Origin of the sequence: Variovorax sp. OK212, assembly GCF_900112425.1 — a bacterium.
Lineage (GTDB): Bacteria > Pseudomonadota > Gammaproteobacteria > Burkholderiales > Burkholderiaceae_C > Variovorax.
Map to the genome: position 1 here is coordinate 1 of NZ_FOLP01000026.1, position 24,268 is coordinate 24,268.

25 protein-coding genes are annotated in these 24,268 nt (G+C 68.1%); 13 read left to right on the forward strand and 12 right to left on the reverse strand.

Features of this window, described 5'->3' with window-relative positions:
* Positions 1-395: 395 nt before the first annotated feature.
* Both BM004_RS35890 and BM004_RS35895 read right to left on the reverse strand, forming a co-directional pair.
* On the reverse strand, positions 396-1,151 hold the full coding sequence (locus tag BM004_RS35890; protein WP_093135387.1) for an SDR family NAD(P)-dependent oxidoreductase: 756 nt from the start codon (positions 1,149-1,151) through the stop codon (positions 396-398).
* A gap of 11 nt (positions 1,152-1,162) precedes the next feature.
* Entirely contained in the window at positions 1,163-1,960 is a 798-nt protein-coding gene (locus tag BM004_RS35895) for a cupin domain-containing protein (RefSeq protein WP_093220896.1), read from the reverse strand.
* A 110-nt stretch (positions 1,961-2,070) separates the two neighbouring features.
* Here BM004_RS35895 and BM004_RS35900 point away from each other — a divergent pair, with 110 nt between their 5' ends.
* From BM004_RS35900 to BM004_RS35935, 8 genes are all read left to right on the forward strand, one after another.
* Positions 2,071-3,105 (forward strand): TRAP transporter substrate-binding protein, encoded by a 1,035-nt coding sequence (locus tag BM004_RS35900; RefSeq protein WP_218152770.1) that lies wholly within the window; start codon positions 2,071-2,073, stop codon positions 3,103-3,105.
* Positions 3,106-3,120: 15 nt separating this feature from the next.
* On the forward strand, positions 3,121-5,004 hold the full coding sequence (locus tag BM004_RS35905; protein ID WP_256220208.1) for a TRAP transporter large permease: 1,884 nt from the start codon (positions 3,121-3,123) through the stop codon (positions 5,002-5,004).
* Positions 5,005-5,045: 41 nt separating this feature from the next.
* Positions 5,046-5,846, forward strand: a complete 801-nt coding sequence (locus BM004_RS35910) for an SDR family NAD(P)-dependent oxidoreductase (protein WP_093220904.1) — start codon at positions 5,046-5,048, stop codon at positions 5,844-5,846.
* A 25-nt stretch (positions 5,847-5,871) separates the two neighbouring features.
* Positions 5,872-6,348, forward strand: coding sequence for a MarR family winged helix-turn-helix transcriptional regulator (locus BM004_RS35915; RefSeq protein ID WP_177206725.1), 477 nt, complete (start codon positions 5,872-5,874; stop codon positions 6,346-6,348).
* Between the two features lie 405 nt (positions 6,349-6,753).
* Positions 6,754-7,530, forward strand: a complete 777-nt coding sequence (locus tag BM004_RS35920; RefSeq protein WP_093135337.1) for a helix-turn-helix domain-containing protein — start codon at positions 6,754-6,756, stop codon at positions 7,528-7,530.
* A gap of 99 nt (positions 7,531-7,629) precedes the next feature.
* Positions 7,630-8,622, forward strand: a complete 993-nt coding sequence (locus tag BM004_RS35925) for a Bug family tripartite tricarboxylate transporter substrate binding protein (RefSeq protein WP_256220209.1) — start codon at positions 7,630-7,632, stop codon at positions 8,620-8,622.
* The gene (locus tag BM004_RS35930) at positions 8,622-9,530 is read left to right on the forward strand and encodes a PhzF family phenazine biosynthesis protein (RefSeq protein ID WP_093220909.1); all 909 of its coding nucleotides are present in this window, start codon (positions 8,622-8,624) and stop codon (positions 9,528-9,530) included. The genes BM004_RS35925 and BM004_RS35930 overlap by 1 nt, the downstream gene beginning before the upstream one ends.
* Positions 9,527-10,015, forward strand: coding sequence for a RidA family protein (locus tag BM004_RS35935; RefSeq protein WP_256220210.1), 489 nt, complete (start codon positions 9,527-9,529; stop codon positions 10,013-10,015). The genes BM004_RS35930 and BM004_RS35935 overlap by 4 nt, the downstream gene beginning before the upstream one ends.
* On the opposite strand, the gene BM004_RS35940 is transcribed toward BM004_RS35935, so the two are convergent.
* Complete coding sequence (locus tag BM004_RS35940; RefSeq protein ID WP_256220211.1) at positions 9,999-10,535, reverse strand: MmyB family transcriptional regulator; 537 nt, start codon at positions 10,533-10,535, stop codon at positions 9,999-10,001. The genes BM004_RS35935 and BM004_RS35940 overlap by 17 nt on opposite strands.
* A gap of 30 nt (positions 10,536-10,565) precedes the next feature.
* A complete protein-coding gene (locus tag BM004_RS42205) occupies positions 10,566-10,820 on the reverse strand; it encodes a helix-turn-helix domain-containing protein (protein ID WP_256220212.1) in 255 nt (84 codons plus the stop codon).
* A 134-nt stretch (positions 10,821-10,954) separates the two neighbouring features.
* On the opposite strand from BM004_RS42205, the gene BM004_RS35945 reads away from it, so the two are divergent.
* From BM004_RS35945 to BM004_RS35960, 4 genes are all read left to right on the forward strand, one after another.
* Positions 10,955-11,335, forward strand: a complete 381-nt coding sequence (locus tag BM004_RS35945; RefSeq protein ID WP_093220914.1) for a polyketide cyclase — start codon at positions 10,955-10,957, stop codon at positions 11,333-11,335.
* A 109-nt stretch (positions 11,336-11,444) separates the two neighbouring features.
* Positions 11,445-12,470, forward strand: coding sequence for a tyrosine-type recombinase/integrase (locus BM004_RS35950; protein WP_093220917.1), 1,026 nt, complete (start codon positions 11,445-11,447; stop codon positions 12,468-12,470).
* Positions 12,471-12,626: 156 nt separating this feature from the next.
* Positions 12,627-13,064 carry a hypothetical protein gene (locus BM004_RS35955; RefSeq protein WP_256220213.1) on the forward strand — a complete coding sequence of 146 codons (438 nt, stop codon included), beginning with the start codon at positions 12,627-12,629 and terminating at the stop codon, positions 13,062-13,064.
* Between the two features lie 68 nt (positions 13,065-13,132).
* Entirely contained in the window at positions 13,133-13,402 is a 270-nt protein-coding gene (locus BM004_RS35960; protein WP_093220922.1) for a hypothetical protein, read from the forward strand.
* Positions 13,403-13,432: 30 nt separating this feature from the next.
* On the opposite strand, the gene BM004_RS35965 is transcribed toward BM004_RS35960, so the two are convergent.
* Positions 13,433-14,638: a PDDEXK nuclease domain-containing protein gene (locus tag BM004_RS35965; protein WP_093220924.1), complete on the reverse strand. Its 1,206-nt coding sequence runs from the start codon at positions 14,636-14,638 to the stop codon at positions 13,433-13,435.
* Between the two features lie 180 nt (positions 14,639-14,818).
* On the opposite strand from BM004_RS35965, the gene BM004_RS35970 reads away from it, so the two are divergent.
* Entirely contained in the window at positions 14,819-15,061 is a 243-nt protein-coding gene (locus BM004_RS35970; RefSeq protein WP_093220926.1) for a hypothetical protein, read from the forward strand.
* 32 nt (positions 15,062-15,093) lie between these two features.
* Here BM004_RS35970 and fetB read toward each other — a convergent pair whose 3' ends face one another.
* From fetB to BM004_RS36005, 7 genes are all read right to left on the reverse strand, one after another.
* Entirely contained in the window at positions 15,094-15,885 is a 792-nt protein-coding gene (gene fetB, locus BM004_RS35975) for an ABC transporter permease (protein ID WP_093220929.1), read from the reverse strand.
* Positions 15,882-16,496: an ABC transporter ATP-binding protein gene (locus tag BM004_RS35980; RefSeq protein WP_093220931.1), complete on the reverse strand. Its 615-nt coding sequence runs from the start codon at positions 16,494-16,496 to the stop codon at positions 15,882-15,884. The genes fetB and BM004_RS35980 overlap by 4 nt, the downstream gene beginning before the upstream one ends.
* Positions 16,497-16,608: 112 nt before the next feature.
* Complete coding sequence (locus BM004_RS35985; protein WP_093220933.1) at positions 16,609-19,122, reverse strand: PepSY domain-containing protein; 2,514 nt, start codon at positions 19,120-19,122, stop codon at positions 16,609-16,611.
* A gap of 13 nt (positions 19,123-19,135) precedes the next feature.
* On the reverse strand, positions 19,136-19,885 hold the full coding sequence (locus BM004_RS35990) for a hypothetical protein (RefSeq protein ID WP_256220214.1): 750 nt from the start codon (positions 19,883-19,885) through the stop codon (positions 19,136-19,138).
* A gap of 1 nt (position 19,886) precedes the next feature.
* Complete coding sequence (locus BM004_RS35995; protein ID WP_371271195.1) at positions 19,887-22,403, reverse strand: TonB-dependent siderophore receptor; 2,517 nt, start codon at positions 22,401-22,403, stop codon at positions 19,887-19,889.
* A 163-nt stretch (positions 22,404-22,566) separates the two neighbouring features.
* A complete protein-coding gene (locus BM004_RS36000; protein WP_256220215.1) occupies positions 22,567-23,574 on the reverse strand; it encodes a FecR domain-containing protein in 1,008 nt (335 codons plus the stop codon).
* Positions 23,571-24,077, reverse strand: coding sequence for a sigma-70 family RNA polymerase sigma factor (locus tag BM004_RS36005; protein ID WP_093221061.1), 507 nt, complete (start codon positions 24,075-24,077; stop codon positions 23,571-23,573). The genes BM004_RS36000 and BM004_RS36005 overlap by 4 nt, the downstream gene beginning before the upstream one ends.
* Positions 24,078-24,268: the final 191 nt, after the last annotated feature.

Consider the following 24,268-nt stretch of genomic DNA (forward strand, 5'->3'; position numbering starts at 1 on the left):
TGCGGCGGCGACGAACAGGCGGACACTGTAGGGATCGATGCGGCGGGTCAACGTGGGCGCTCCGGGAGGGGCGCCCAGTTTGTCACAGTGGTACGAGGTCCGGCCTCCCGTCGGCAATGCACGGCGTGAGGACAACAGAGAGGCGTGTTGCCAAGGCCAAGTTCTCCGCAATGCTCCGCGAGCATCGAACGGCGGATGGCAATGGCGATGGGTTCGGCGCATATTGCCCCCACGAGGACGGCCTATGACGCGGTTGCACCGCGGATGCCCGGCGATGTCCGACAGTGTCGGGCCGAGCAGCCCATTGGAAGACCAATGGCAATGAGCGACTGCAAAGGGCCGCTGGATAACACCTGCGCTCATCCTGAAAGAGCTTTTCGACCCGATCAAAGCCCTTAAATTTCAAGCAAGCCCGCAGCCATAAATCCGCCATCCACGGGCAGGATGTGTCCGGTTACGAACGCGGCGCGATCCGAAACGAGATAGCTCACAGCACCAGCCACCTCGTAGGTCGTGCCGTATCGAGCACTCGGTATCGAGCGTGCATAGTTCGCTCGAGTGGCCTGTGAGTGATGCGCCAGCGTGAGCGGTGTATCGATTGGGCCCGGCGATACACCGTTGGCCGTGATGCCGAAAGGCGCGAGTTCGATGGCCATCTGACGGGTCAGCCCGATGAGCGCCGCCTTGGATGTGCCGTAAGCCGTGCGCCCGGCGCTCGCCCGCATTCCGGATACCGACGTCATGTTGACGATGCGGCCCCAACCGCGCGCGCGCATCAACCGCGCCGCATGCTGCGCGCAGATCAGGGGACCTGTCACGTTGACGGCCATCACTTTGTCCCAGTGGTCCATCGGGTAGTCGAGGAAGGCATAGGTCTTCGCGATGCCGGCGTTGTTAACGAGTACATCGCAGCGGCCGTACTTCTCTCTGACTGCAGCGAAACCCGCTGCCACCGCGTCCGCATTTCCGACGTCCATGGCGAGCGGCCAGGCGTCGAAGCCTTCAGCCGACAGGCGCCGCGCGGTTTCATCCGCCGCCGCCGCGTCGATGTCCGCCACGACGACCGCGTGGCCGTCATGCGCCAGACTTTGCGCGATGGCGGCGCCGATGCCCACGGCCGCGCCTGTGATGAGCGCCACTTTCCCGTCCATAGTCATCACCTTCAAAAGCCGAACAGGTCCGCGCGCTCGCCATCAAGCCATTCGATCGGCGCTTCCGACCACGCAAGGAAGAAGGCACCGAAGCCGCTCGACATGCGCACCTGCGCACCTGCTTCGATCATGCAGAAGCCGCCGCCGAGCACGAGCTGTCCGTTTACTTTCATGCCGCCTCCGATCATGAAGATCTCAACCGGTGCGCGAGTGATGAACACTGGCACGCGCGTTTGCGGGATCAGCGTGAGAGCGGTGTTGCGATAGTCTTGCGGCGTTCCTTTGTAGTCGCAGATGAGCCGTCGAGACAGACCTGCCACCGACGTGGCGTGCGCCGGCAACCGCTCCACGAAGATGCTCACGTCTGGCGACTCCTCGGGCCGCGGGTTTTCGAAGTTCTGCACACGTGCACCCGCGTGAAGGTGCGGTGCGTCGGCATGGTTGGCCTCGGGTGAATAGAGGATAGGGCCGTCCAGCCGTGACGCCATCAGCGTAGGCAGGTAGGCGATGGCGTCGTGCGTTGCGCCAGGCATGTTGATGCCCATCTGTCCGCCGACCGTGGTCCCCGCGTAGTCGGTGAGGCCGCCGCTGAGCATGTAGCTGAAGGCGATGTCGATGTGATGATGAAGGCCCGACGAAGCCATGGTGTCGAACCCCAGCAGGCCGAGGAAGCGGCCCGTCCTGCGGTCTTCATGTACTGGTGCCAAGCGCAGTCCGGGGCGCGAAGCATCCACCCAGCGCATGGCTTCCTTTTCCTGGACGAAGACGCTCGCGTCGGTTTCGATGATGGGGTCGAGCACTGCTTGCATGGGGTATGTCTCCTAGGGGTTTACGTGGAATCGTGAAACTTCAGCTTGAATAGATCATAACGATCGTTATCATTTCGGCAAGTCACAAGAAACCCTGACAGGAGACATCGATGAATGCATTCCGTTCCCCATTGCCGCTCACGCGGCGCCGCCTTCTCGTTGCATCGGGCGCTGTCGCGATCGGTGCGGCGGGTGTGTCGACATCGGCCTTTGCCGCGGCGGAGTTCCAGTTCAAGTTCGCAAACAACCTGCCGCCCACCCACCCGATGAACGTTCGCGCCAAGGAGGCCGCGGACAAGATCGCCAAGGACAGCGCAGGCCGCGTCGAACTCTTGATCTTCCCGAGCAACCAGCTCGGTGCCGACGCCGACCTGCTGAGCCAGTTGCGTGCGGGCGGCATCGATTTCCTGACGATGTCGGGCCTGGTGGCCTCGACGCTCGTGCCCACCGCCGCCATCACTGGAATGGGCTTTGCGTTCAAGGACTATGCAAGCGTGTGGCAGGCCATTGACGGCAAGCTCGGCGGCTATGTGCGTGGGGAGCTCGCAAAGGCCAACCTGATGGCCATGCCCAAGGCCTGGGACAACGGCTTTCGCCAGATGACGAGTTCGACCAGGCCCATCAGATCTGTCGACGACCTGAAGGGCATGAAGATGCGCGTGCCGATCAGCCCTCTGTGGACGTCCATGTTCAAGGCGCTGGACGCCGCGCCCACCGGCATCGCACCGCCCGAACTGTATTCCGCGCTGCAGACCGGCATCGTCGACGGGCAGGAAAACAGCCTCGTGGGCATCCAGTTCACCAAGCTCAACGAAGTGCAGAAGTACTGCGCGCTCAGCAACCACATGTGGGACGGCTACTGGATGCTTGCCAACAAGCGCATCTTCGAGAAATTGCCAAAGGACATCCGGGAGATCGTGCAGCGCAACCTCGACGCCGCGGCGGTAGCGCAACGCGGCGACGTCGAACGGTTGGGGATGAGCTCGCGCGCCGACCTTGAAAAGCTGGGACTCAGATTCAACGAGGTCGACAAGGAGGCTTTCCGCGACCGGCTGCGCAAGAACGGTTTCTATGCGGAGTGGAAAAGCAAGCTCGGCAAGGAAGCGTGGGACACGCTCGAAGCCGCCGTCGGCGCCATGGGGTGAACCATGCACGCGTCCATGCCGTCCCCTGAAGCGGCCGCATCCGCCGTCGCTGCAGCGCCGTTGCGCGTTGTGGTCACGCGCCTCGACCGCGCTCTGGGCAGCGTCGTCGAGGTGCTGGCCGCTCTGCTGGTGCTTGCGGAGATCGCGCTGCTGAGCGCTGGCGTGATCGCGCGCTATGCGCTGCATTCGCCGATCACATGGAACGACGAACTCGCGTCGATCCTGTTCCTGTGGCTGGCCATGTTTGGCGCAGTCATCGCGATGCGGCGCGGGGCGCACATGCGCATGACGTCGCTGGTTGCGCGCGCCGGCGAGCGCAAGCGCGTGTGGCTCGACATGCTAGCGGCCGTCGTGTCGCTCGTGCTGGCTGGCGTGCTGTTGCACGCGGGCTGGGACTACGCAGCAGACGAAGCGGTCGTCATGACGCCTGCACTTGGAATTTCGTCGGCGTGGCGCGCGGCGGCCATCCCAGCGGGGCTGGGCCTGATCATTCTTGCGGTGCTGATGCAACTTGCAAAGTCGCGCGACATGCGCGCTATGCTGGTCATTGCTGCGGGGTGCGTTGCGTTGAGCGCAGCACTCTTTTTCCTGCAGCCGGTGCTCAAAAGCCTCGGCAACTGGAACCTGTTGGTGTTCTTCGGTTTCGGGCTGGCCACGCTGATTCTCTGCGGCGTGCCCATCGCCTTCGCGTTCGGTGTGGCCACGGTGGCCTACGTGGCCTTCGCCACGCGTACACCGGTGAGCATCGTGGTGGGACGCATGGACGAAGGCATGTCGCATCTGATCCTGCTGTCCGCGCCGCTGTTCATCTTCCTGGGCCTGCTGCTCGAGATGACCGGCATGGCGCGTGCGATGCTGGATGCGCTCGCCGGCCTGCTGGGGCGCGTGCGTGGTGGCATGTCTTATGTACTGCTCGGCGCGATGGTGCTTGTTTCGGGCATATCGGGCTCGAAGGCGGCGGACATGGCGGCCATTGCACCTTCCCTGTTTCCCGAGATGAAGCGGCGCGGCGCCAAGCCGGGTGAATTGGCCGCACTGCTGTCGGCCTCTGGCGCGATGTCTGAGACCATTCCGCCGAGCTTGGTACTCATCACGGTGGGCGCAACGGCGGGCGTGTCGATCTCGGCGCTGTTCGCGGGCGGGCTGGTGCCAGCCATCGTCATGGCGCTGGCGCTGGGCGCCGTCGCTTGGTGGCGCGCCCGCGGCGAAGATCTCAGCGGAGTGCAACGCACCACGGTGGGCCGCGTCGCTCGGTCGTTCGTCATCGCGGCGCCAGCCATCGCACTGCCCTTCATCATCCGCGCAGCGGTGGTGGAGGGCGTGGCCACGGCCACTGAGGTATCGACCATCGGCATCCTCTACACGGTGGTGGTCGGCGCGCTGGTCTACCGGCAGTTCGATTGGCGCCGGCTCGGCTCGATGCTGGTGGACACAGCCTCCCTCACGGGCGCCATCATCCTCATCATCGGCACGGCCACGGCCATGGCCTGGGCGCTGACGCAGTCGGGCTTTGCACGCGACCTCACTCAGTTCATGAGCCATCTGCCCGGCGGCGCGGTGGGTTTCATGATCGTGTCGATCGCCGTGTTCATCGTACTGGGCAGCGTGCTCGAGGGCATTCCGGCCATCGTGCTGTTCGGGCCGCTGCTGTTTCCCATTGCGCGCACGCTGGGCATCCACGACGTGCACTACGCCATGGTCGCAATTCTTGCGATGGGCATCGGCCTGTTCGCACCGCCGCTGGGCATCGGCTACTACACGGCCTGCGCCATCGGCCAGGTGAACCCGGAGGAGGGCGTGCGGCCCATCGTGGGTTATCTCGTGGCGCTGGTGATCGGGCTTGTCGTTGTGGCGATCTTCCCGTGGTTCTCCATTGGCTTTCTGCCGCAGGCGCGCTGAGCCATGCCGTCCGCTTTTTTATCTCGATTTCAGGAGTGACGATGGGACGTCTTCAAGACAAGGTGGCCTTGGTGTTCGGCGCAGGTTCGTCGGGCCCGGGCTGGGGCAATGGAAAGGCCGCGGCGGTGGCTTACGCGCGGGAAGGCGCCAGGGTGGTGGCGATCGACATGTCGGGCGAAGCGGCGCAGGAAACGGCCGGCATCATCGAAGGCGAGGGGCAGCAGGCTATTGCCCTGCACGCGGACGTGACCGATACCGCCTCGGTCGACGCTTCGGTCGAACGCGCACTGGCCGCCTTCGGGCGGATCGACATTCTGCACAACAATGTCGGTATCACCGTGATGGGCGGTCCGCCCGATCTGGACGAGGCAACGTGGAACCGCTCGCTTGACATTAACGTGGGCAGCGTCTATCGCACCACGCGCGCCGTGATCCCGCACATGCTGCAGCAGGGGGTAGGGGCGATCATCAACATCTCTTCACTGGCTGCCATCCGCTGGGGCGGGTATCCGTACTTCGCCTATTACGCTGCCAAGGCGGCGGTCAACCAGGCCACAGTGGCGCTTGCGCTGCAGTACGCCCGCCAGGGGATCCGTGCCAACGCGATCCTGCCCGGCGCCATCGACACACCGCTCATCTACCGCGAGATCTCGGGCCAGTACGCCTCCGTGGAGGAAATGCGTGCCGCGCGCAACCGCGCCGTTCCCACGGGCAAGATGGGTACAGCCTGGGACATTGCGAACGCCGCGGTGTTCCTGGCCTCGGACGAAGCGGCCTTCATCAACGGCGTATGCCTGCCGGTGGATGGTGGCCAGAGTTGTAGCCTTGGCATGGGGTCGTGACGCGGCTGGCTATCATCCGCAACGCATGACACGCAACGCCACCGAACCCAGCCCCGTCGCCGCGCCCGAAACCGACTTCTTCGACTCGCCCATCTTCAAGCTAATGGTGGCGTCCAGCCTTCTGGCCCGTCCATTCAACGAGTCGATTGGCCCCGAGCGCGACCTGACTCTGCCTGAGTGGCGCGCCATGGTCGCGCTGCACGCGCGCGGCGGGCTGTCGAACATCGAGGTGTCGGAGCTCACAGGGCTCGACGCAATGACCGTGAGCCGCGCGCTGGACCGTCTTCGGCGCAATGACCGGGTCGGACGCTCGCGCGACGAGCAAGACGGCCGGCGCCAGATCAACAGCCTCACCGCGTCCGGCCGCAATACGTATCGTGCGGTGGTAAAGCTTGCACGACAGCGCCAGGATGCCATGACGAGCGAATTGAGCCAAAGCGATGTGCGAGGTTTGGAGCGCACGTTGGACACGATCATTCTTCACCTGAAGGGCGAGGCCTGACGGGGCTGCGAGCGGATGCGAAGGGGGTGAGCGCCAAGTAGGCCGACATCTACCTGGAGCTTCGCGATGGCGTCGCCGCCATTGTTCCGTCCGGTGTGAGGCACTTAGGGAAGGTCTGATCAAGAGCACGTTTCTTGCATGAGGGGCCGAAGCCTGCAAAGGAGCAAGAGGGATGAGCCAGATCAGTTCACGCTTGAAAAAGGCCGAAAAGTATTGAACTTCGTGTCTGCTCACTTCCTGATAGATCCGCGAACAGATTTCTGAACATGGACGGGCAAGGATGAAGGGGCAGATCAAAGCGCAAGTAAGTTAACATAACGAACCTTGTGTAGTTAACAACCGACCACAGCCCGGTCCGATAATTGCGGAGGCAAGCCTTTCGCGCTTGCCCCAGGAGGCTGCTCCGTGACGCCACATGCCTATCTTTCCCCCAAGCTCGCCCTGACCGCGCCTCGCGGTTTCGATTTGCGCTGCAGCGGCCAGCCGCATTACCAGCGTGACTGGCACATGCACGACTGCGCGATGCTGCTGTGGCCGCAGACCGGGAGCCTGAAAACCGCATGGGTCAACGGCCATGCCGGCGAGAACCCCGGCCAGGCCGGTTCCGTTCAGCTGTCCCGCTCGACAGCCATCCTGCTGCCCACCGCAACCGCGCACAACACCAAGGCCAGCACGCAGAAGCAACGCCATGGCGAGCTCTATCTCGCACCCGAAGTCCTCAAGGGTCGCGGCAGCTTCGGCGCCTTCCGGCTGGACGGCGCAACGCTCGCCATGCTCGATGCGCTGGTGTCCGCCGCGCTCGATCCGCGCAGCGCCGAGCCGCTGGTCGACGCCATCGTGATGCAGATCGCCGTGGGCCGCAGCTTGCCGCTGCTGCCTGAGGCCACGCCGCCGTCGCTCGGACAGAAGATGGTGAGCCGCTTCGGCCTCGCGCTCGAGTGGGACCAGCAGGTGCCGCTGGTCGATGCGGTTGCCTGCGAACTGGGCGTGTCGCAGCGGCAACTGCAGCGCGCGTGCCTGCAGGAGTTCGGCGCGTCGCCCATCGACATTCGGCGCCGCATGCTGGCCAGCCGCGCACGCGAGTTGATGGCGCAAGGGCAAACGTTGGCGCAGACCAGCCTGCAATTGGGCTTCGCGAGCAGCGGGCATCTCGGCCGGCTGCTGCGCGCGGTCGCGCACTGACGCCGCCTGTCGCATCCTGGATCGGCTTTCGTCGCCTCCGGGTTCGTGCCCGATGCCGCGTCTTCCTAGCATCGGCCCACACACCCCTGGAGCTGATTCATGCTTGGACATCCTCGGCGCGCCACGCGCTACATCGCACCGCTGGCGATTGCCATGTCGGCCCTGTCGGCCATTTCCGCGTTCCCCGCCTTCGCGCAGGAATGGCCCACCAAGCCGATCACCGTGATCGTGCCCTTCCCCGCCGGCGGCGGCACCGACCTCGTCGTGCGCTCGGTGCAGGTGGCGCTGCAGAAGGCGCTCGGCCAGCAACTGGTGATCGACAACCGCGGCGGTGCCGGCGGAACGATCGGCTCCGGCATGGTCGCGCGGGCCGCGCCTGACGGCTACACGGTCGGCATTGCGACCACGAGCACGCACGCCGTCAGCACGGGCGTCTACAAGAAGCTGTCCTATGACCCGGTCAAGGATTTCGCCTACGGCGGCTTCATCGGCACCTCGCCCTACGTGCTGGTGGCCAACCCCGAACTGAAGGCGACCGACCTCAAGACCTTCGTCGCTGCCTTGCGCGCGCGCTCCGAAGGCGCCAGCTTCGCCTCGGTCGGTGCCGGCACCGTGTCGCATCTGCTGGGCGAGAAGTTCAAGGATGTCGCAAAGGCGCCATTGGTGCACGTGCCCTATCGCGGCGCGGCCCCTGCGTACACCGACCTGATCGGCGGCCAGGTGCAGTTCATGTTCGACAACCCGGTCGGCCTGGTGCCCTACATCCACAGCCGAAAGCTCGTGGCGATCGCAACGACGGCGCCGAACGCCCTGCTCCCCGGCGTGCCGACTTTCGCGCAAGCGGGCGTTGCCGGATTCGACCAGTCGCTCTGGTACGGCTTCGCATTCCCCAAGGACACGCCGCCGCGCATCGTGGAGAAGTTCAACCGCGCATTGAGCGCGGTGCTGAGCGACAGGGCGATTGCGGCCGACCTCGCGGCCAAGGGCGTGAACGCAACGCCAGGCACCTCCGCGGCCATGCAAAGCGCCGTGGCGCGCGACGCGCCGTACTGGCGCGGCATTGCCCAGGCAGCGGGTGCAACGGCAGACTGATGACCGACATGAACATGGCCACTCAGCAACACGGCGAAGTCACGGGCATCCGCGTCTTCGTCAACGGACCGAACGGCGGCAATCCTGTGCCCCTGGTGAGAAATGCCGCAGGCATGTCAGCCTCCGACATGCAGGGCGTGGCCCGCCGCCACGGGCACGAATCGGCCTTCGTCTTCGCGCCCAACGAGCCCGGCATCGACTGGACATTCCGCTTCTTCGTGCCCAACCACGAGATGGAAATGTGCGGCCACGCCACCGTGGGCACCTTGTGGGCCCTGCGTGAATGGGGCGAATGGACCACGCCGACGACGCGGGTGCGCACCCTGAGCGGCGTGGTCGATGCGCGTTGGGACGCGCAGCGCGGGCGCGTCTGGATCTCGCAGCCGAAGGTCCGGCTCTCCCCTGTCGATGAGCGTCTGGGCAAACGCGTCTGCGGCGTGCTGCGTCCGGATCAGTCGGGCGCATGGCACGCCCCGGTCGTCAACGCCGCCACGAGCCGCGTCAAGACACTGGTGCTGATGCAGGACATCGCGGCACTCGACGCACTGAAGCCCGCGCTCGGCCAGGTGGAGGCGACATGCGCGGCCATCGATTCGACGGGCCTCTATCCCTATGCGGTGGAGACGCGCGGCAACGGCCCGACGGTGGTCGCGGCCCGTCAATTCCCTCGCTCCTCCGGCTACCCGGAAGATGCGGCGACAGGCATCGCGGCCGCCGCGCTGTGGGGTTACCTCAGCGAAACCGATGCCGTGCCCGTCGGCACCCCGGCGGCACCCGTGGTGACGACCGTTCGCCAGGGCGAAGCCATGGGCAGCCCATCGGCCATCGAGCTGCAGGCGCGCTTCGGGGAGCATGGCGAAGTCGTCGGCTGCTGGCTCAGCGGGCAGGTCGAATGGGCTGCGCTGTGAGCGCGCAGGATCCGCTCGAGCGCCTGCGTTCAGCGGGCCTGGTGCTGCCCGCGGCGCCCACACCGAAAGGCAACTACGCGCCCGCGTGCGTCGTGCCGCTCGGCGACGGAAGGCTTTGGGTGCACATCAGCGGCCAGACCTGCCGCATCGACGGCCGCGCCCTGGCAGGACGTTGCCGCGACGACAACGATGTGCTCGAAGCCGCGCACGCCGCGGAGGTGGCGGTGCTCAACGCGCTGTCGGCATTGGCGAACGCGGCGGGCGGGCTCTCGAAGGTCGAGCAGATCGTTCGCGTGCGCGGGTTCATCAACGCCGAGCCCGGGTTCGCGCGACACAGCGCGGTGCTCGACGGCGCATCGAACGTGCTGGCCGTGGCGTTCGCCGGCCAGAGACCACCGGCGCGCACCGCGGTCGGGGTGAGCAGCCTGCCGGATGGCGCCTGGGTGGAGATCGAGGTGGAGGCCATCGCTATCGCGCGGGCCTGACTTCGGCACGCGCCGCCGCAGCCGCCCTCACTGTCGCGTCGGTGAACGCATTGGCCGGGTGCATCACCTCCAGCGCGATCTCCTGCAAGGTCACGTCCACGGGGCTGCCGAACACCGTGATGGCGCTGATGAACGACAGCCGGCCGATGCGGGTGTCGATGTCCAGCGTCATGGCCGGCCCGCCGGTCGACTCGTCGATGGGCGCCATGCCGCCGGGCCAGGCCAGCGCTTCCGTCAACAGCGAGCCCAGGCCAGGGTCGGCCGTCAGGTCGAACTGCCTGCGCATCTGCACGATGAAGTGCGAACGCCATGCCGCCAGGTGCTGCACGCGCGGTGCCATGCCCAGCGGATGCAGCATCAGCCGCACCACGTTGGTTGGCGCCTCGAGCAGCGACGCATCGATGCCTTCGTAGAGTTCCGGCGCGCCGCCGTTGGTGCGCACCACGTTCCAGTGCCGGTCGATGACGAAGGCCGGAAACGGCCGGTGCCGCTCGAGCGTGATGCCGATGATGGCGCGCACCGGGTCGAAATACGGATCGTCGAAAGGCCGCTACTCGAACACCGGCGCGAAGCCTGCGGCAGCCAGCAGCACATTGCGCTCGCGCAGCGGAATCTCGAGCTCTTCGGCGAGCCGCAGGATCAGGTCTCGCCCGGGCTGGGCGCGGCCCGTTTCCACGAAGCTCAGGTGCCGGGTCGACACCTCGGCCTGCAGCGCCAGCGCCATCTGGCTCAGCCCCCGGCGCTCACGCCAGCCGCGCAGCCGTTCGCCCAGTTGGAAGGCCGGGCTCCCGGTGTCGTTGTGCATCGGCGGAGCATAGAACAGCGCGTCGCCACGGCCATGACGTGCAGGTAATCGACGTGCGCCGCATCGAGCGGCACAGTCGCCGCTCCCCTTCCCTGCCCCTCCCTTCTCTCCCGTCTTCCTGGAAAAGGTCTTCCATGCCCACACCCGAAACGCTCGAGCGCTTCATCTCGCTCGTCGAAGCCAATGCCCACGCCGAAGCGGTCGAGGCGTTCTATGCGCCTGAGGCCGCGGTCCGCGAGAACCAGTCGGAACCGCGCGTCGGGCGCGGCGCGGCCATGGCGCGCGAGCACGCGATCCACGCCAAGGCCCGCTCGATGACCTCGCGCTGCGTGCGGCCGGCGCTGGTGCATGGCGACCACGTCGCGATCCGCTGGGTGTTCGATTTCGAATGGCTCGACGGCAGCACCACCCACATGGAGGAAGTCGCCTGGCAGCACTGGGAGGGCGAACGGCTGCTGGCCGAGACCTTCTTCTACGACCCGGCGCAGCGCACGCCGCACAGGGCGGAGCGTTGATTCGTCGCTGTTGAACGGCCGCTGCATAAATCCACTAACGGCCAAGCATTTCTTATTGGACAGGAATTCCCTTCAGCAAATACACTCGCAGGCCGTTAGTGTATTTGTCATGGACACCCTTCCCCTCTTCGCCCCACCCTCCGACCAGACCCATCGCAAGGCTTTCGACCGCTGGCTTGCGGACCAACGGGCCTCGGGCGCGTTGCGGCAAAGCGGGTCGATGGCGGTCTACCGCGACATGTGGGGCAGCTTTGCCGCGTGGTGCCTGGGCCAGGCGCCGGTGGTCGACCTGGAGACGCTGAACACCAGTGACCTCGAGGCGTTCCAGGCCGCGCGCTACGGCATGAAGGCGGCCGACCAGTCGCTCTCGCCGCGCCATGCATTGCGCCTGCTTCGGCTCATCGACAGGGTCATGCGGCACTACGCGGCGGAGGCCGGCTTGCCGCCCAACACCGCGGCGGCCGACTGGCTGCAGGCCCATCCGGAGATCCGCTACGCGGAGGCCGCGCAGGCCGATCCGCTGCCCGAGTTCCTCTCCGTGGGCGAGGCCCGCCGGCTGATCACGTTCCTCTCGGAAGCGCGCCCGCGGCCTGGCCTGTCCGCACCGCGACGCGACGCCCACCGCGCGTTCACCTGGCAGCAGCTGCGCAACCGCTCGGCCGTTGCGCTGCAGCTCGGCGGCGGCCTGGCGCCGGGCGACGTGCGTGCCTTGAACCTGCTTGCCCCGGTCTCGGCGGGCGGGCGCATCCGCGACCGGCCGTGGAAGGTGGTGGTGCCGGGCAACGGCAACCTGCCGCCACGCGAAACGCCGATCGCGCCATGGGCCGGCGAGCTGCTCCAGCACTGGCTGCAGGTCCGCACGGAGGTGCGCATCCTCGGGGAGCATCTGTTTCCATCGACCCTCAGCGGCAAGCCGTGGAGCAAGGAAGCGCACTACAAGGCGGCCAAGGCGGTGTTCGAAGAGGCCGGGCTCGATGCCGCGGAAGGCGGCTCGTTCAAGCTGCGGCACACCTTCGCGCTGCGGCAGCTGCGCCGCGGCACGCCGGTCGACGAGGTGGCGCGATGGCTGGGCGTCGACCCCGAGGCCATGGGCAAGTACAGCCGCGTGATCGTCGGGCCCGCCGACGTGGTCTGAACGCGCGTCGCGCGCGCAAGCTGGAAACCGCACGCAGCCCCGGGCGACGGCCCTTCGAGTGATCCTCCTACGCCTGCGGTGGGTGCCCCCCCGATAGGGTCGTGGGCTTCGAAACCACAGCTTGCCCCGCGGCACGGATCCATGAAATTTACCGCCTTGCTTTCCCGCTCCCTCCTGATCGCCGGCACCGTCGCACTCGGTGCATGCGCCAGCAACGCGCCGTCGTCGAGCACCGTATCGGGGATCGACAACCAGCCCGAGCCCACGATCCTGCTCGTGCCGGTGCGCATCCAGGACCCGGCGCTGGCCTCGGGCTGCTGGGCGCAGTTCTATTCGAAGCGCGACTTCCAGGGCGACGTCGCCACGCTGGTCGGCCCGGCACAGGTGCAGAGCATGGACAAGGGCACCGCACGGCAGCTCAAGCGCGACATCGACAGCGTGAGCGTCGGCCCGCGCGCCAAGCTCGAGGTGTACGAACACGCCATGTTCAAGGACCGCACCGTGAGCTTCCCGGCCAACAGCCGCGAAGGCGGCCTGGTGCGCAAGCTGGGCTTCGGCGGACGCATCGAGGCAATGAAGCTCTCCTGCAGCTGATGCGTTGACGGCGGCCCCAGGGCCAGGGCCAGGGCGGAAGCTGGCATGAAGATCGCATTGCCCTCTTCATGCTCACATCCGACCAGAAAGCCACCATCCTTCGCAAGAACGGCTTCGCGGTGCCGGACGCGCCCGCAGCACCACCCGTGACGCCGGTCCAGCCGCCGGAATCGGGGCTGGCCATGCAGGCGTGGCACCGCGCGATCGAAGCACTTTTTGCCAGCTACGCCGCGGCCCGTGCCGCGAAGAGCCTGCGCGACGCGCAGGAAAAAGCCCAGTTGGAGCTGCTTCGCCAGATGGCGAGCGGCGCTCCCAGGCTTCGAACACTGCGCGCCTGAGCGAAGGCGCCATGTGGCCGTGCCGAGCGGTCAGTCCTTCGGTGACCTGACTGCCTTGGCTAGCTTGGCTACCTTGGCAAGTGGCGCCAGAAGCCCCGGGCGCACGATGCCCTGCAGTTGCCGTGGCGTGGGCAGCTTGCCTTTCATTTCGGCCGGCAGCTTGTCCTGCAGCTGGTACTCGGCCACGCCGATCGGGTTCGATTTGCTCTTCAGCGCGAACTCCACCTCCAGGTTGTCCTTCTCGGCGCACAGGATGATGCCGATCGACGGCGCGTCGTCGGGCGCGCGCTCCTTCTCGTTGAGCAGGTTCAGGTAGAAGTCCATCTTGCCCGCGTACTCCGGTTCGAACTTGCCGATCTTCAGTTCGATGGCCACCAGCGACTTCAGGAAGCGGTGATAGAACAGCAGGTCGATGAAGTACTCGTTGCGCCCCAGCGTCAGCCGATGCTGCCGGCCGATGAAGCAGAAGCCGTAGCCGAGTTCGAGGATGAAATCGCGCAGCTTGTCGATCAGCTGGTCTTCGAGTTCGCGCTCCTTCACCGCCTGTCGAATCCCCAGGAACTCCAGGTTGTAGCTGCTCTTGAGCGCCTCTTCGGCCTGCTCGGCCAGGTGCCCGGGCAACGCCAGCGGAAAGTTGTGGGTCTTTCCGTCCGCCAGCGAGCGCTCCCACGCCCCGGCCTTGACCTGGTTGAGCAGCACGTTGCGGCTCCAGCCGAAGGCGGCGCAGGCGCGCAGGTAGTAGAGCCGCGGCGCCGGCGCTTCCAGCTTGCTCAAGATCAGCAGGTGGTGGCCCCACGGCACTTCTGCGACAGCTTGTCGCAGAACTTCGAGGCCGTCACCGCCTTCGCCCGTTTCCGCAGAGGAAGAAGGCACCGCAAGCTCCCGCCCCGTGCGGCGCCGCGGCGCGGGCTTGCCGCTTTCTGCGACAAGCTGCCGCAGAACCTCCGGGCTCGTGTACGCCTCGTAGAGGCGGCGCATGTCCCACACGTTGCGCGCCGAAAAGCCCTGCGCCCCCGGAAACGAGGCGCGCAGGTCGCGCGCGATCTGCTCGACCACCGACTGCCCCCAACCCAGCGCCTGCTGCTTGCCGACGATGGCCTTGCCGATGTCCCAGTACAGCGCAATGAGTTCGCGGTTGACCGAGCGTGCCGCCGACAGGCGCGCGGCCGCGACGCGGTCCTTGAGTTCGACGATGAAGCGGGCGTAGTCGGCGGAGGCGTCCAGGGTGCGGGTCATCCGCTGACTTTAGGTCATTGCCCGGCCCGTGTTCAGGCCGTTCCACCGTTCCACCGTTCAGCCGGCCCGGCGTTCGACAGCCATGTCCCACGTCGCGTCGCGGTGGCGGCGCACGCCAGGCGGCGCCCGCGGGTCCGAAGGTTTTTTCACAAGAACCCACGAGGCCTGCATGCGACCGAAATGCCTATCGAATACCTGCTCGAGATCGAGCACTCGCCATTTCCCTTGCGCGTCAAGCACCCCGAGGCCATCAGGTCCATCGCGGTCCTGAAGGCGGTCGGGTTGCTCGAGGCGGACATCTATCCGCCGCTGGACCTGTGCGCGCGCTTCGGCGACTACCGGCTGGCGGTGGTCTCGGGCATCACCGCGCAGGGCCGCGAGGAACTCTCGCGGGAATGGGGCCCGGTCGAGGCCTACAGCTGAGGAACAGGCAACCGAGTGAGCAAATCAGCGGTTCAGTCCAGCCGGTCGAAGCGCAGGCGCTGGCGTTCGTCGGTCATCGAACGCGCGGCCATGTAGACCGCCCCGGCGCCGGCCAGCCCGCCCGCACCCGTCAGCAGGAACAGCAGCAGGATCTGGTACTTCGCCGCCTCGATCGGGTCCATGCCGGCCAGCAACTGGCCGGTCATGATGCCCGGCAAGGTGATGACGCCGGCCGCCGACATCTGGTTGATGATCGGGATCATCCCCCGGCGAATCGACGAGCGCGTGAGCTCCGCCATGGCCTGGTGGACGGTGTCGCCGAGCGCCAGCCGTGCCTCGATGCGCGCACGTCCGGTGGTCACGCCTTCGAAGAAGCTGTCGAGCCCGAGGCTGGCCGAATTGAGCACGCTGCCCAGCACGATGCCCATGAGCGGAATGGCGTAGCGCGGGTCGTACCAGGGGTCGGGCCGGATCGCGGTCATCAGCGCCAGCACCACCGTGGCAACGCTGGACACACCCACCGCCGCCGCGCCGATGCGGAAGTTGCCGCGCCCCTTCAGGTGGTGCGCGGGCCGCACGGCCACCTCGCGCGCCGCCGCGAGGATCATCAGGATCACGATGGTCAGCGTCGCTGCCGGCGAGGCCGCCGCGAAGACGTAGCGCAGCACCAGGCCGACCAGCAACAGCTGCACCACCATGCGCGTCGCCGCCCACAGCACCTGCCGATGCAACTGCAGATGCAGCGCCAGCGATGCGCCGGCGTTGAGCAGCACCAGCAAGGTGGCCAGCACCAGGTCGGTGGCATCGAGGTGAATGGTGCTCATGCGGGTTGCAGCCGGCCTTCGGCCATGTGGAAGCAGCGGTGCGCGATGCGCTGCGCCTGCTCTTGCGAGTGCGTGACCATCAGGATCGCCAGCCCCGCCGCCAACTGGCGCGACAGCAGCGCCTCGACCGCGAGCGTGGTGGCGTGGTCGAGTGAAGCGGTGGGTTCGTCGAGCAGCAGCACCGCCGGCTTGCGCGCCAGCGAACGCAGCAGCGCAAGGCGCTGGCGCTCGCCGGTGGACAGGCGCGCGATGTCCGTGTCCAGGACGTTGCCGTCCAGCCCCACGTCACGCAGCCAGCCTCGCAGCGGCTCGCGTGCATCTGCTGGAAAGTGCTCCGCGGCGGTGGCGCCCCACCATGCGGGCTCGGCCGCCTGGTAGACGACGCGCTTGCGCCATTCGGGGCCCGGCCAGCTGTTGCGGTCGGCGCCGTCGAGCCGCACGGTGCCCTCGCCGGGGTCGAGATCGGCCACCAGCCGCAGCAGCACGCTCTTGCCCGAGCCGGACTTTCCAAGGATGCAGATGCACTCGCCGCGCTGCGCCTGCAGGTCGACCGGAGGCCGGTCGCGCGTGCGGAGTTGGTGAATGTCGAGAAAGGGCCGCTGTTCGGTCATCGGGGGGCACCTGGCAGCCTGGAAGGCTGGCGGTTGCGGCTGGCTGCTGTAGCTGGACAAGGGCCCGATGCTACCCAACCCCGCCAATCCGAGCGGGCTACTCCAGTACCGCCTAGTACACGTCCCGGCGGTAGCGGCCCTCGGCGATCAGGTCGTCGAGCGCGGCGCGCCCCAGCATGCGCTCGAGCGCGGCGTCCACGCCGCCCGCCATGCCGCTCAGGCTGCCGCAGACGAAGAGCACGGCGCCTTCGCCGAGCCAGCGGCGCACGTCGTCGGAAGCTTGATGCAGCAGGTCCTGCACATAGACGCGTTCGGGCTGGTCGCGCGAGAACGCGAGGTCCGTGCGCTCGATGCGGCCTTGCGCCTGCCACTGCGCGACCTCTTGCGCGAAGAAGGCGTCGTGCGCGCGCTGCCGCTCGCCGAAGAGCAGCCAGTTGCGGTAATGCCCGCGCTCCACGCGCGCGCGCAGGTGGCCGCGCAGGCCCGCGTAGCCCGAGCCGTTGCCGATGAAGATGCACGGCCGCGCGTCCGCCACGGGTTCGAAGGTCGGGTTGGCAAGCAGCCGCAGTTGCACGTCGGCCCCCAGCGGCGCATGCGCGGTGAGCCAGCCCGACACAACACCCAAGCCCGTCAGGCCACCCAAGCCCGCCACGCCCGACGCATGGCGCGCCTGCCGCACCAGCAGCCGCAGGTGTCCCTCGGTCTGCACCGAGGCAATCGAATAGCGCCGGGCCGCGAGCTCGGGGCCCGGCCGCAGCTCGACCAGCGCACCCGGGTGCCAGCTCGGCAGCTGGCCCTGCTTCGCGGCGAGTTCGATCTCGTACAGCGGGTGGCCCAGGCTGCCCGGGTTGAGCAGCTTGCGCGCGCAAAGCGTCCACACATCGAACGCGTCCGCATCGGCAGGCTCCGCGAACGCCACACCGTCCGCACCCGCACCCGCACCCGCACCCGCACTCGCGCCGGCGCCGCGCAGCCCACCCAGCTGCTTGCGCCACAGCGCCAGCGCACCGGCATCGCCGTCGTCCACCTCGACCATCGGGAACAGCGACTGCGCGCCGGCCGCCACCAGCGCATGGTCCAGCGTGTGGCCGAAGCCGCAGAAGCGTTCGTAGTGCCGGTCGCCCAGCGCGAGCATTCCATAACGCAGGTGCGACAGCGCCTCGCCGCCCACCTGGGCCAGCCGCTGCGCGAAGCGCCGCGCGGCGTCGGGTGGGCCGCCTTCGCCGAAGCTGCTGGCAACGATCAGCAGGCGCTGGTGCTCGCGCAACTGCTCGGGGTCGAGCCGCGCCATCGACGCGACGGTCACGGGCAGGCCGGCCGATTCGAGCGCGGCGGCGCTGCGCATCGCAATGCCCTCGGCCGTGCCCGACTGGCTGGCGAAAGCGACCAGCACGCGTTCCGGCAAGGGCGCAGCGGGGTCCGCCGGCCGCGCGTTGCCTTCGAGCGCCGCGCGTGCGGCGCGCACCGCCCGCTTCTTGCGGCGGCGGTCCAGGTACAGCATCCAGCCCGTGACGGCGAACACCGGCAGCATCAGCGCGGCCAGCGTCATCACGATGCGCCCCGGCAGCCCGAAGTAGGTGCCCATGTGCAGCGGATAGATCGCGCCCAGGAACAGCCCGCCGGCCGACTTGGCCGCGTGGCGCTCGTCCTGCGCGACTTCGCCGCCGGGCAGGCGCACTGTCATGCGGTTGCGCGCGCGTTCGTGCGCGGGCACGGTGTCGAGCCAGGTGAACAGCACCGACGGCGCGGCGCCCGTGGGCACGCGCAGGATCACTTCGCTCCAGCCGCCGGTCTCCTGTGCCCGCCGCTCGAAGGCGGCCCAGGCGGGCGCGACGTCGACCGCGGCGGCATCGTCGCGCGCCATGTTGCGCTCGCGCGGCGCCGGGCGTGCTTGCGGCCCTTGTTGCGCTTGCTGCGCGGGCACGCGCGGATACCCCGCCATCGCGTCCACGCGGTCGCGCAACGCATCGAAGGACCAGTAGACCCCGGTGGTGGTGAACACCACGTACATCACCAGCGCCACGGTGCCCGCCACCGAGTGCAGGCCCCACAGGAACGAGCGCCCCTTGAGTGCCGGGTCGAAGGTGAGCCACGCGCGCCAGTCGAGCGCGCGGCGCGGCCACCGCAGGTACAGGCCCGACAGCGACAGGAAGAGCAGCCCGATGGCCAGCACGCCGGCCGCCACGCGCCCGGGTTCGCGCGGCAGCAGCAGCCAGCGGTGCAGCGACTCCACCCATTCGAAGAACTCCGCGCCCTCCAGCGGCGGCAGGGCCGCGCCGGTGTACGGGTCGAGGTACACGGCCTCGCCGCGCCGCTGGCCCTTGGGCGGCGCGAAGATCACGCGCGCGGCCGCGCCGGGCTCGGCGAACAGCGCGAGCGTGCCGACCTGGCGCTCGGGCCAGGCTTGCCGCACGGCCGCGAGCAACTGCGGCGGGCTCAGGACCCGCGTGCCTTCCGATGCCTGCACAGGCACATGGCGCCCGTGCGGGTTGATCGCATCGATGATCTCCTCGCGAAACGACAGCACCGCACCGCTCAGGCCGATGACGATCAGCACCGTGCCGGCCGTGATGCCGAAAAACCAGTGCAGCTGGAACCAGAACTGACGCAGCGAGGGAAATTTCATCGATCGATTGTTTTCAGCGGATGCCGGCGGCCCAGTCGACCGCTGCATCGAACAGCAGCCGGCCCGCCGGCGAAAGGTTGGTGAAGCCCTCGTTGCCGAGGAAGAACATCACGCGGCGCGCGGGCGCGAGCGACTCGTAGTCCATGGTGGCGCCCTTCTCGTAGCCGAAGATCGCCGCCTTCTCGGGCTGGCCGTACAGCGTGGCGATGGTCGTCGCGCCCAGCCCGGGCTTGCCCCAGCTCATGCCTGCCTGCTTCACGTAGACGTTGGCCACACCGGCCGGCAGGCCCGCGGCCATGGGGTGCGGCGCATTGACGAGCCACACGTAGCGCTCCTTGGCGGCCTCGCCGAAATCGCTGTCGTGGCGCTTGCCGGTCATGGCGAGGTCGTCGAACAGGTCGTTCTCCCAGGTCAGCAGCGGCACCGGCAGCTGGCGCCACGCGGCGCTCACGTCCTTGGCGGCGACGGTGGAAGAGATGACGACCAGGTCCGCGCCGGCAGCGCCGGCAGCGCCGGCAGCACCGGCCGCGACGGCAGGTGTGGCCGACTGGTCCTGCAGCGTCACCGCGAAGCCGCGCGACTCCAGGTGCGCCTTGACCTTCTCGTCGACCGGCAGGCTGGGGCCGTCGCGCTGCACCAGCAGCACGACCTTGCGGCCCTGCCCCGGCAGCTCGGCGGCCTGGCTGGCGAAGGCCAGAGTACCCGCGGCCAGCAGGACGGCGGCGCGGCGCGTGAGTTGCCTGGATTCGAGGAACTTGCTCATCCTAGAACTCGAAGGTGGTGAGGACGGAAACCTGCCGCGCGTCGCCCACCGAGATGAAGTAGCTGTTCACGGCAGACGGGTAGTAGGTCTTGTCGAACAGGTTCTTCACGTTCAGCTGGAACTTCACCTTCTTGCCGTACAGGCGCGTGTCGTAGGTGGCGAAGGCATCGACCGTGGTGTAGCCCGGCAGCACGAAGCTGTTGGCCGAATCGCCCGCGCGCTTGCCCACGTGGTGCGCGCCCGCGCCCAGGCGCAGCCGGCCCTCCCCACCGAACACCTGGCCGAAGTCGTACACGGCCGAAAGCGACGCCGTCTGGCGCGCCACGTTCCACAGCCGGTTGCCCGCGTACAGCGGGTCCTCGGTGGTCTTGGCGTCGATGTAGGCGTAGCTCGCAATGGCGCTCCAGTTCTTGCTCAGCTGGCCCGCCACGTCCACCTCGAGGCCGCGCGAACGCGCCGCGCCCGAGGTGCGCCAGTCGGTGAGCTTGGTCGTGTCGTTGAACTGCGAGACCAGCACGTTCTTCTTGTGGATGTCGAACAGCGCCACGGTGCCGGTCAGCCCGCCGGGCATGTCGAGCTTGGCGCCGACTTCCCACGACTTGGCCTCCTCGGGCTTCACCGACGCATCGAGCACGTAGCCGCTGGACAGCGGCGCAATGGTCGAGGCGGGCTTCAGCGACTGGGTGTAGCTGCCGTAGAACGACACGGTGTCGCTCAGCTTGTAGATCAGCCCCACGCGCGGCAGCACCTTGGAACCGTCGGTGTCGGTGTTGACCTTGAACGGGCGCCCGCGTCCCGCCAGCTGCGTCCAGGCCTGGTAGCGCAATGCGGCCACCGCGATCCAACGGTCGCTCAGGTGAATGGAGTCCTGGAAGAACAGCGACTGGTTGTGCAGCCGGTCGGTCTGGTCGCTGTCGCTGGCCGACACGGTGCCCGACGGCGCCTCGAGGCCGTACACCGGCAGCAGGTAGCTGAAGGTGCGCGTGGTGGCCTGGCGCAGCAGGTCGGCGCGGTAGATCTTGCGGTACTCGGCGTCCCAGCCGAACTGCAGGTCGTGACGCATGCCGCCCAGCTCGAGCGTGCCGTCCATGTAGGCGGTGGCGTAGCTGTCGGTGCTCAGCGCGCCGTGCGTGGCGTCGTTGCTGCGCGTGAGGGTGCCGCGCGTGGTGTTGATGCCGTTCACGCGCAGCTGGTTGGCGTCGTAGGTCTCGCGGTTGTAGCTGAGGTTCACGTGGCCGGCCCAGCCGCCGCCGAACTGGTGGTCGACCGACAGCTGGCCCAGGTGGGTCTCGCCGCGCATCTCGTTGAAGGGTTCGTCCAGGCGCTGCGTCTTGGGCAGCGCGAGCGGGCGCTGGGTGCGCGGGTCGAGCGCGGTGCCACGGTCGAAGGGCGTGGTGTATTTGCGGTACTCGTACCAGAGCACGGCCTGCGTGTCGTCGCCGTACCAGGCGAGCGACGGCGCCACCAGCGTCTCGCGGTGCGTGCCGAAGTTGCGCCAGTAGTCCTCGTTCACGTGGTCGACGATCAGCCGGTAGGCCAGGCCGTTCTCGCCGATCGGACCGGTGGTGTCGAGCGTGGCGCCGCCGCCGTCGCGTCCGCCCGCATAGCCCGAGCCCAGCAGCGACAGCGAGGTGCGCTGGCGCAGCTGCGGCTTCTTGCTGACCACGTTGATCACGCCGCCCGGGTCCATCAGTCCGTAGAGCAGCGACGACGGGCCCTTGAGCACTTCCACGCTCTCGGCCGCCGCGTTCATGCCGCGGCCCTGCACCAGCGGCATGCCGTTGTGCATGATCGAGCCGTCGCGGTTGCCGCCGAAGCCGCGCTTCATGATGGTGTCCTGCGTGCTGGCCAGGGTGTTGCCCTGGTTGATGCCGCTGACGTTGGCGAGCGCGTCGTCGATGTTGCGCGGGCGCTGGTCGCGAATGACCTGCGCCGGCACCACGTTCACCACCTGCGGGATCTCCAGCACCGGCGCCGTGGTGCGCAGCGTCGAGGCGTCGGGCGTGGGCTGGTAGCGGTCGTCGGCATCGGCGGGCGCCGGGGCCGCGCGGGCCACCACGCGCACCGCGGGCAGCGTGCCGTCGGCATCGTCCATGTCGGCGGCGGCCGCGGCCGCAACTGGGCCCGGGCCCGCCTTGCGCAGCGTGAACTCGCCCGCGCCGCCCTCCACCGCCTCCAGCCCCGTGCCCGACAGCAGCGCGGCGAAGCCGGCGCGCACCGTGTAGCTGCCTTGCAGGCCGGTCGACTTCAGGTCCTTCGTGCTCGCGGGGTCGAACGACAGCGCCACGCCCGCGGCCGCGGCGAAGCGCCCGAGCACCGCGGCCAGCGGGCCGGCGTCGATGCGGTAGGCGCGCGGGGCCGTGGTCTGCGCGGAGGCTGCTGAAGCCACTGCGGCAGGCTCAGCGGCCGTCGCCGCGAGCGGCATCGCGAGCATGGCCGCCAGCAGGCACAGCGCCTTGCGAACAGGGGTGAGGGAAGCGGGGGACGGCGGCACGTGCATTCGAGGTTCCTTCGGCATGGATGGCTGGCCACGGCGTTTGCCATGGCTCTATGGGGTAGGCCGAACGAAACCGGAAAAGATGAAGGAAGCGGTGAAAGAAAGAATGAAAAAAATGGCCGGGCGCGAAGAAACGCGATGGGAACAACGAATGGAAGGCGGCAGGTAGCAAACGGCGCCGCGCTCAGGCCGGCACCAGCGACACCCAGTAGCGCGTCATGCCCACGCGGCGCACCGGGAACGCCCGCGTGAGCACGGCCAGCGCCTTGTCGGTGTCGTCCAGCGGGAACGCGCCCGACACCCGGATGTCCGCCACCGCCGGGTCGCAGCCGAGGTGGCCGCGCCGGTAGCGCGACAGCTCGGCCAGCACGTCCGCGAGCCGCCGGTCGTTGACCACCAGGCTGCCCTGCGCCCAGTCGGCCGCGCCGGCGTCGGCCTCGCGCGGCTCGCCGACGCCGTCGCCGCCGAAGAACACCTGCTGGCCCGCGCGCAGCGTCACGACCTGGCCGGGGCGTTGCGCGGCGCGGATCTCGACCGCGTCTTCCAGCACCGTCACGGCCGTGCGCTCGCCCAGCGTGCGCACGGTGAAGCGCGTGCCCAGCGCGAGGATGCGGCCCTGCGCCGTCTCGACCATGAAGGGGCGCGCGTCCTTCACGCCATGGGCGATGCCGGCGCGCGGCTTGGCGGTCTCGACGAGGATCTCGCCCTCGCGCAGCGTGACCAGCCGGCGCGAAGCGTCCATCGACACGTCCGCCGAAGTGCGCGTGTTCAGCATCAGCCGCGAGCCGTCGGCCAGCGTGACCGCGCGTTGCTCGCCGGTGCCGGTGCGGTAGTCGGCCAGCCACGTGCGCCAGCCGCCGTCGTTGCCCGCCACCTGCCACGACAGGCAGGCCAGCGAACCGCCCGAGGCCAGCATCGCGATGCCGCGCAGCATGCGGCGCCGCTCGGGCTGCGCGGCACGCAGCGTGGGCGCGGCGATGTGGCCCGGCACGCGCTGCAAGGTCGCCTGCATCGCGGCGAGCCGCTGCCAGGCGCGCTGGTGCGCGGGGTGGGCGCGGTGCCAGCGGTTCCAGTCGTCGCGGTCGATGTCGGTCGCCTCGCCGGAGCACAGGCGCGCATACCAGGCGATCGCGTGGCGGCGCACCTCGGCCTCTTCCGGCGCTTTCAGCGCGATGGGGAGGGCGGACTTCACGGCGCGATCAGGTAGCAATGCTCGAGCGCCTTGAGCATGTAGTTGTTGACCGTGCGCACCGACACCTTCAACTGCGCGGCGATTTCCTTGTACGTCAGCCCGTCGAGTTGCGACAGGAGGAAGGCCTGGCGCACCGGCGGCTTCATGCCGTCGAGCATCGCGTCGATGGCGCCCAGCGCCTCCAGCACCAGCGCGCGCTCCTCGGGCGAGGGCGTGAGCGGTTCGGGCAGCGCGGCGAGCGTGTCGAGGTAGGCACGTTCGAGCGCCCTGCGCCGGTGGAAGTCGACCACCAGCCCATGCGCGATGGTCGCAAGGTACGCACGCGGCTCGGCCGCGGTCACCGGCTGCGGCTTGCTCAGGACGCGAACGAAGGTGTCGTGCGCCAGGTCGGCCGCGTTGTGCGAGCACCCGAGCTTCTTGCGCAGCCAGCCGTGCAGCCACCCGTGGTGAGTGCTGTAAAGCGATTGCACCTGGTGCTGCAACACGACATCGGCGGCCGGCATGGGTTCTCCACGCAGCGGCGGGCGCTGCGCTTTCACTTAATAAGAATGGTTCTCAATTCTAGGCGAATCAGCAGAAACCCTGCCGTCGCGTTTTGCCCACGGCCGAAGGCGCCGCGTCCGTTACATCCGGCGTGCGGCGAACGAGCCACAACAGTGACTTGTTTTGACAATCGTGAAAAACGTCGCAACCG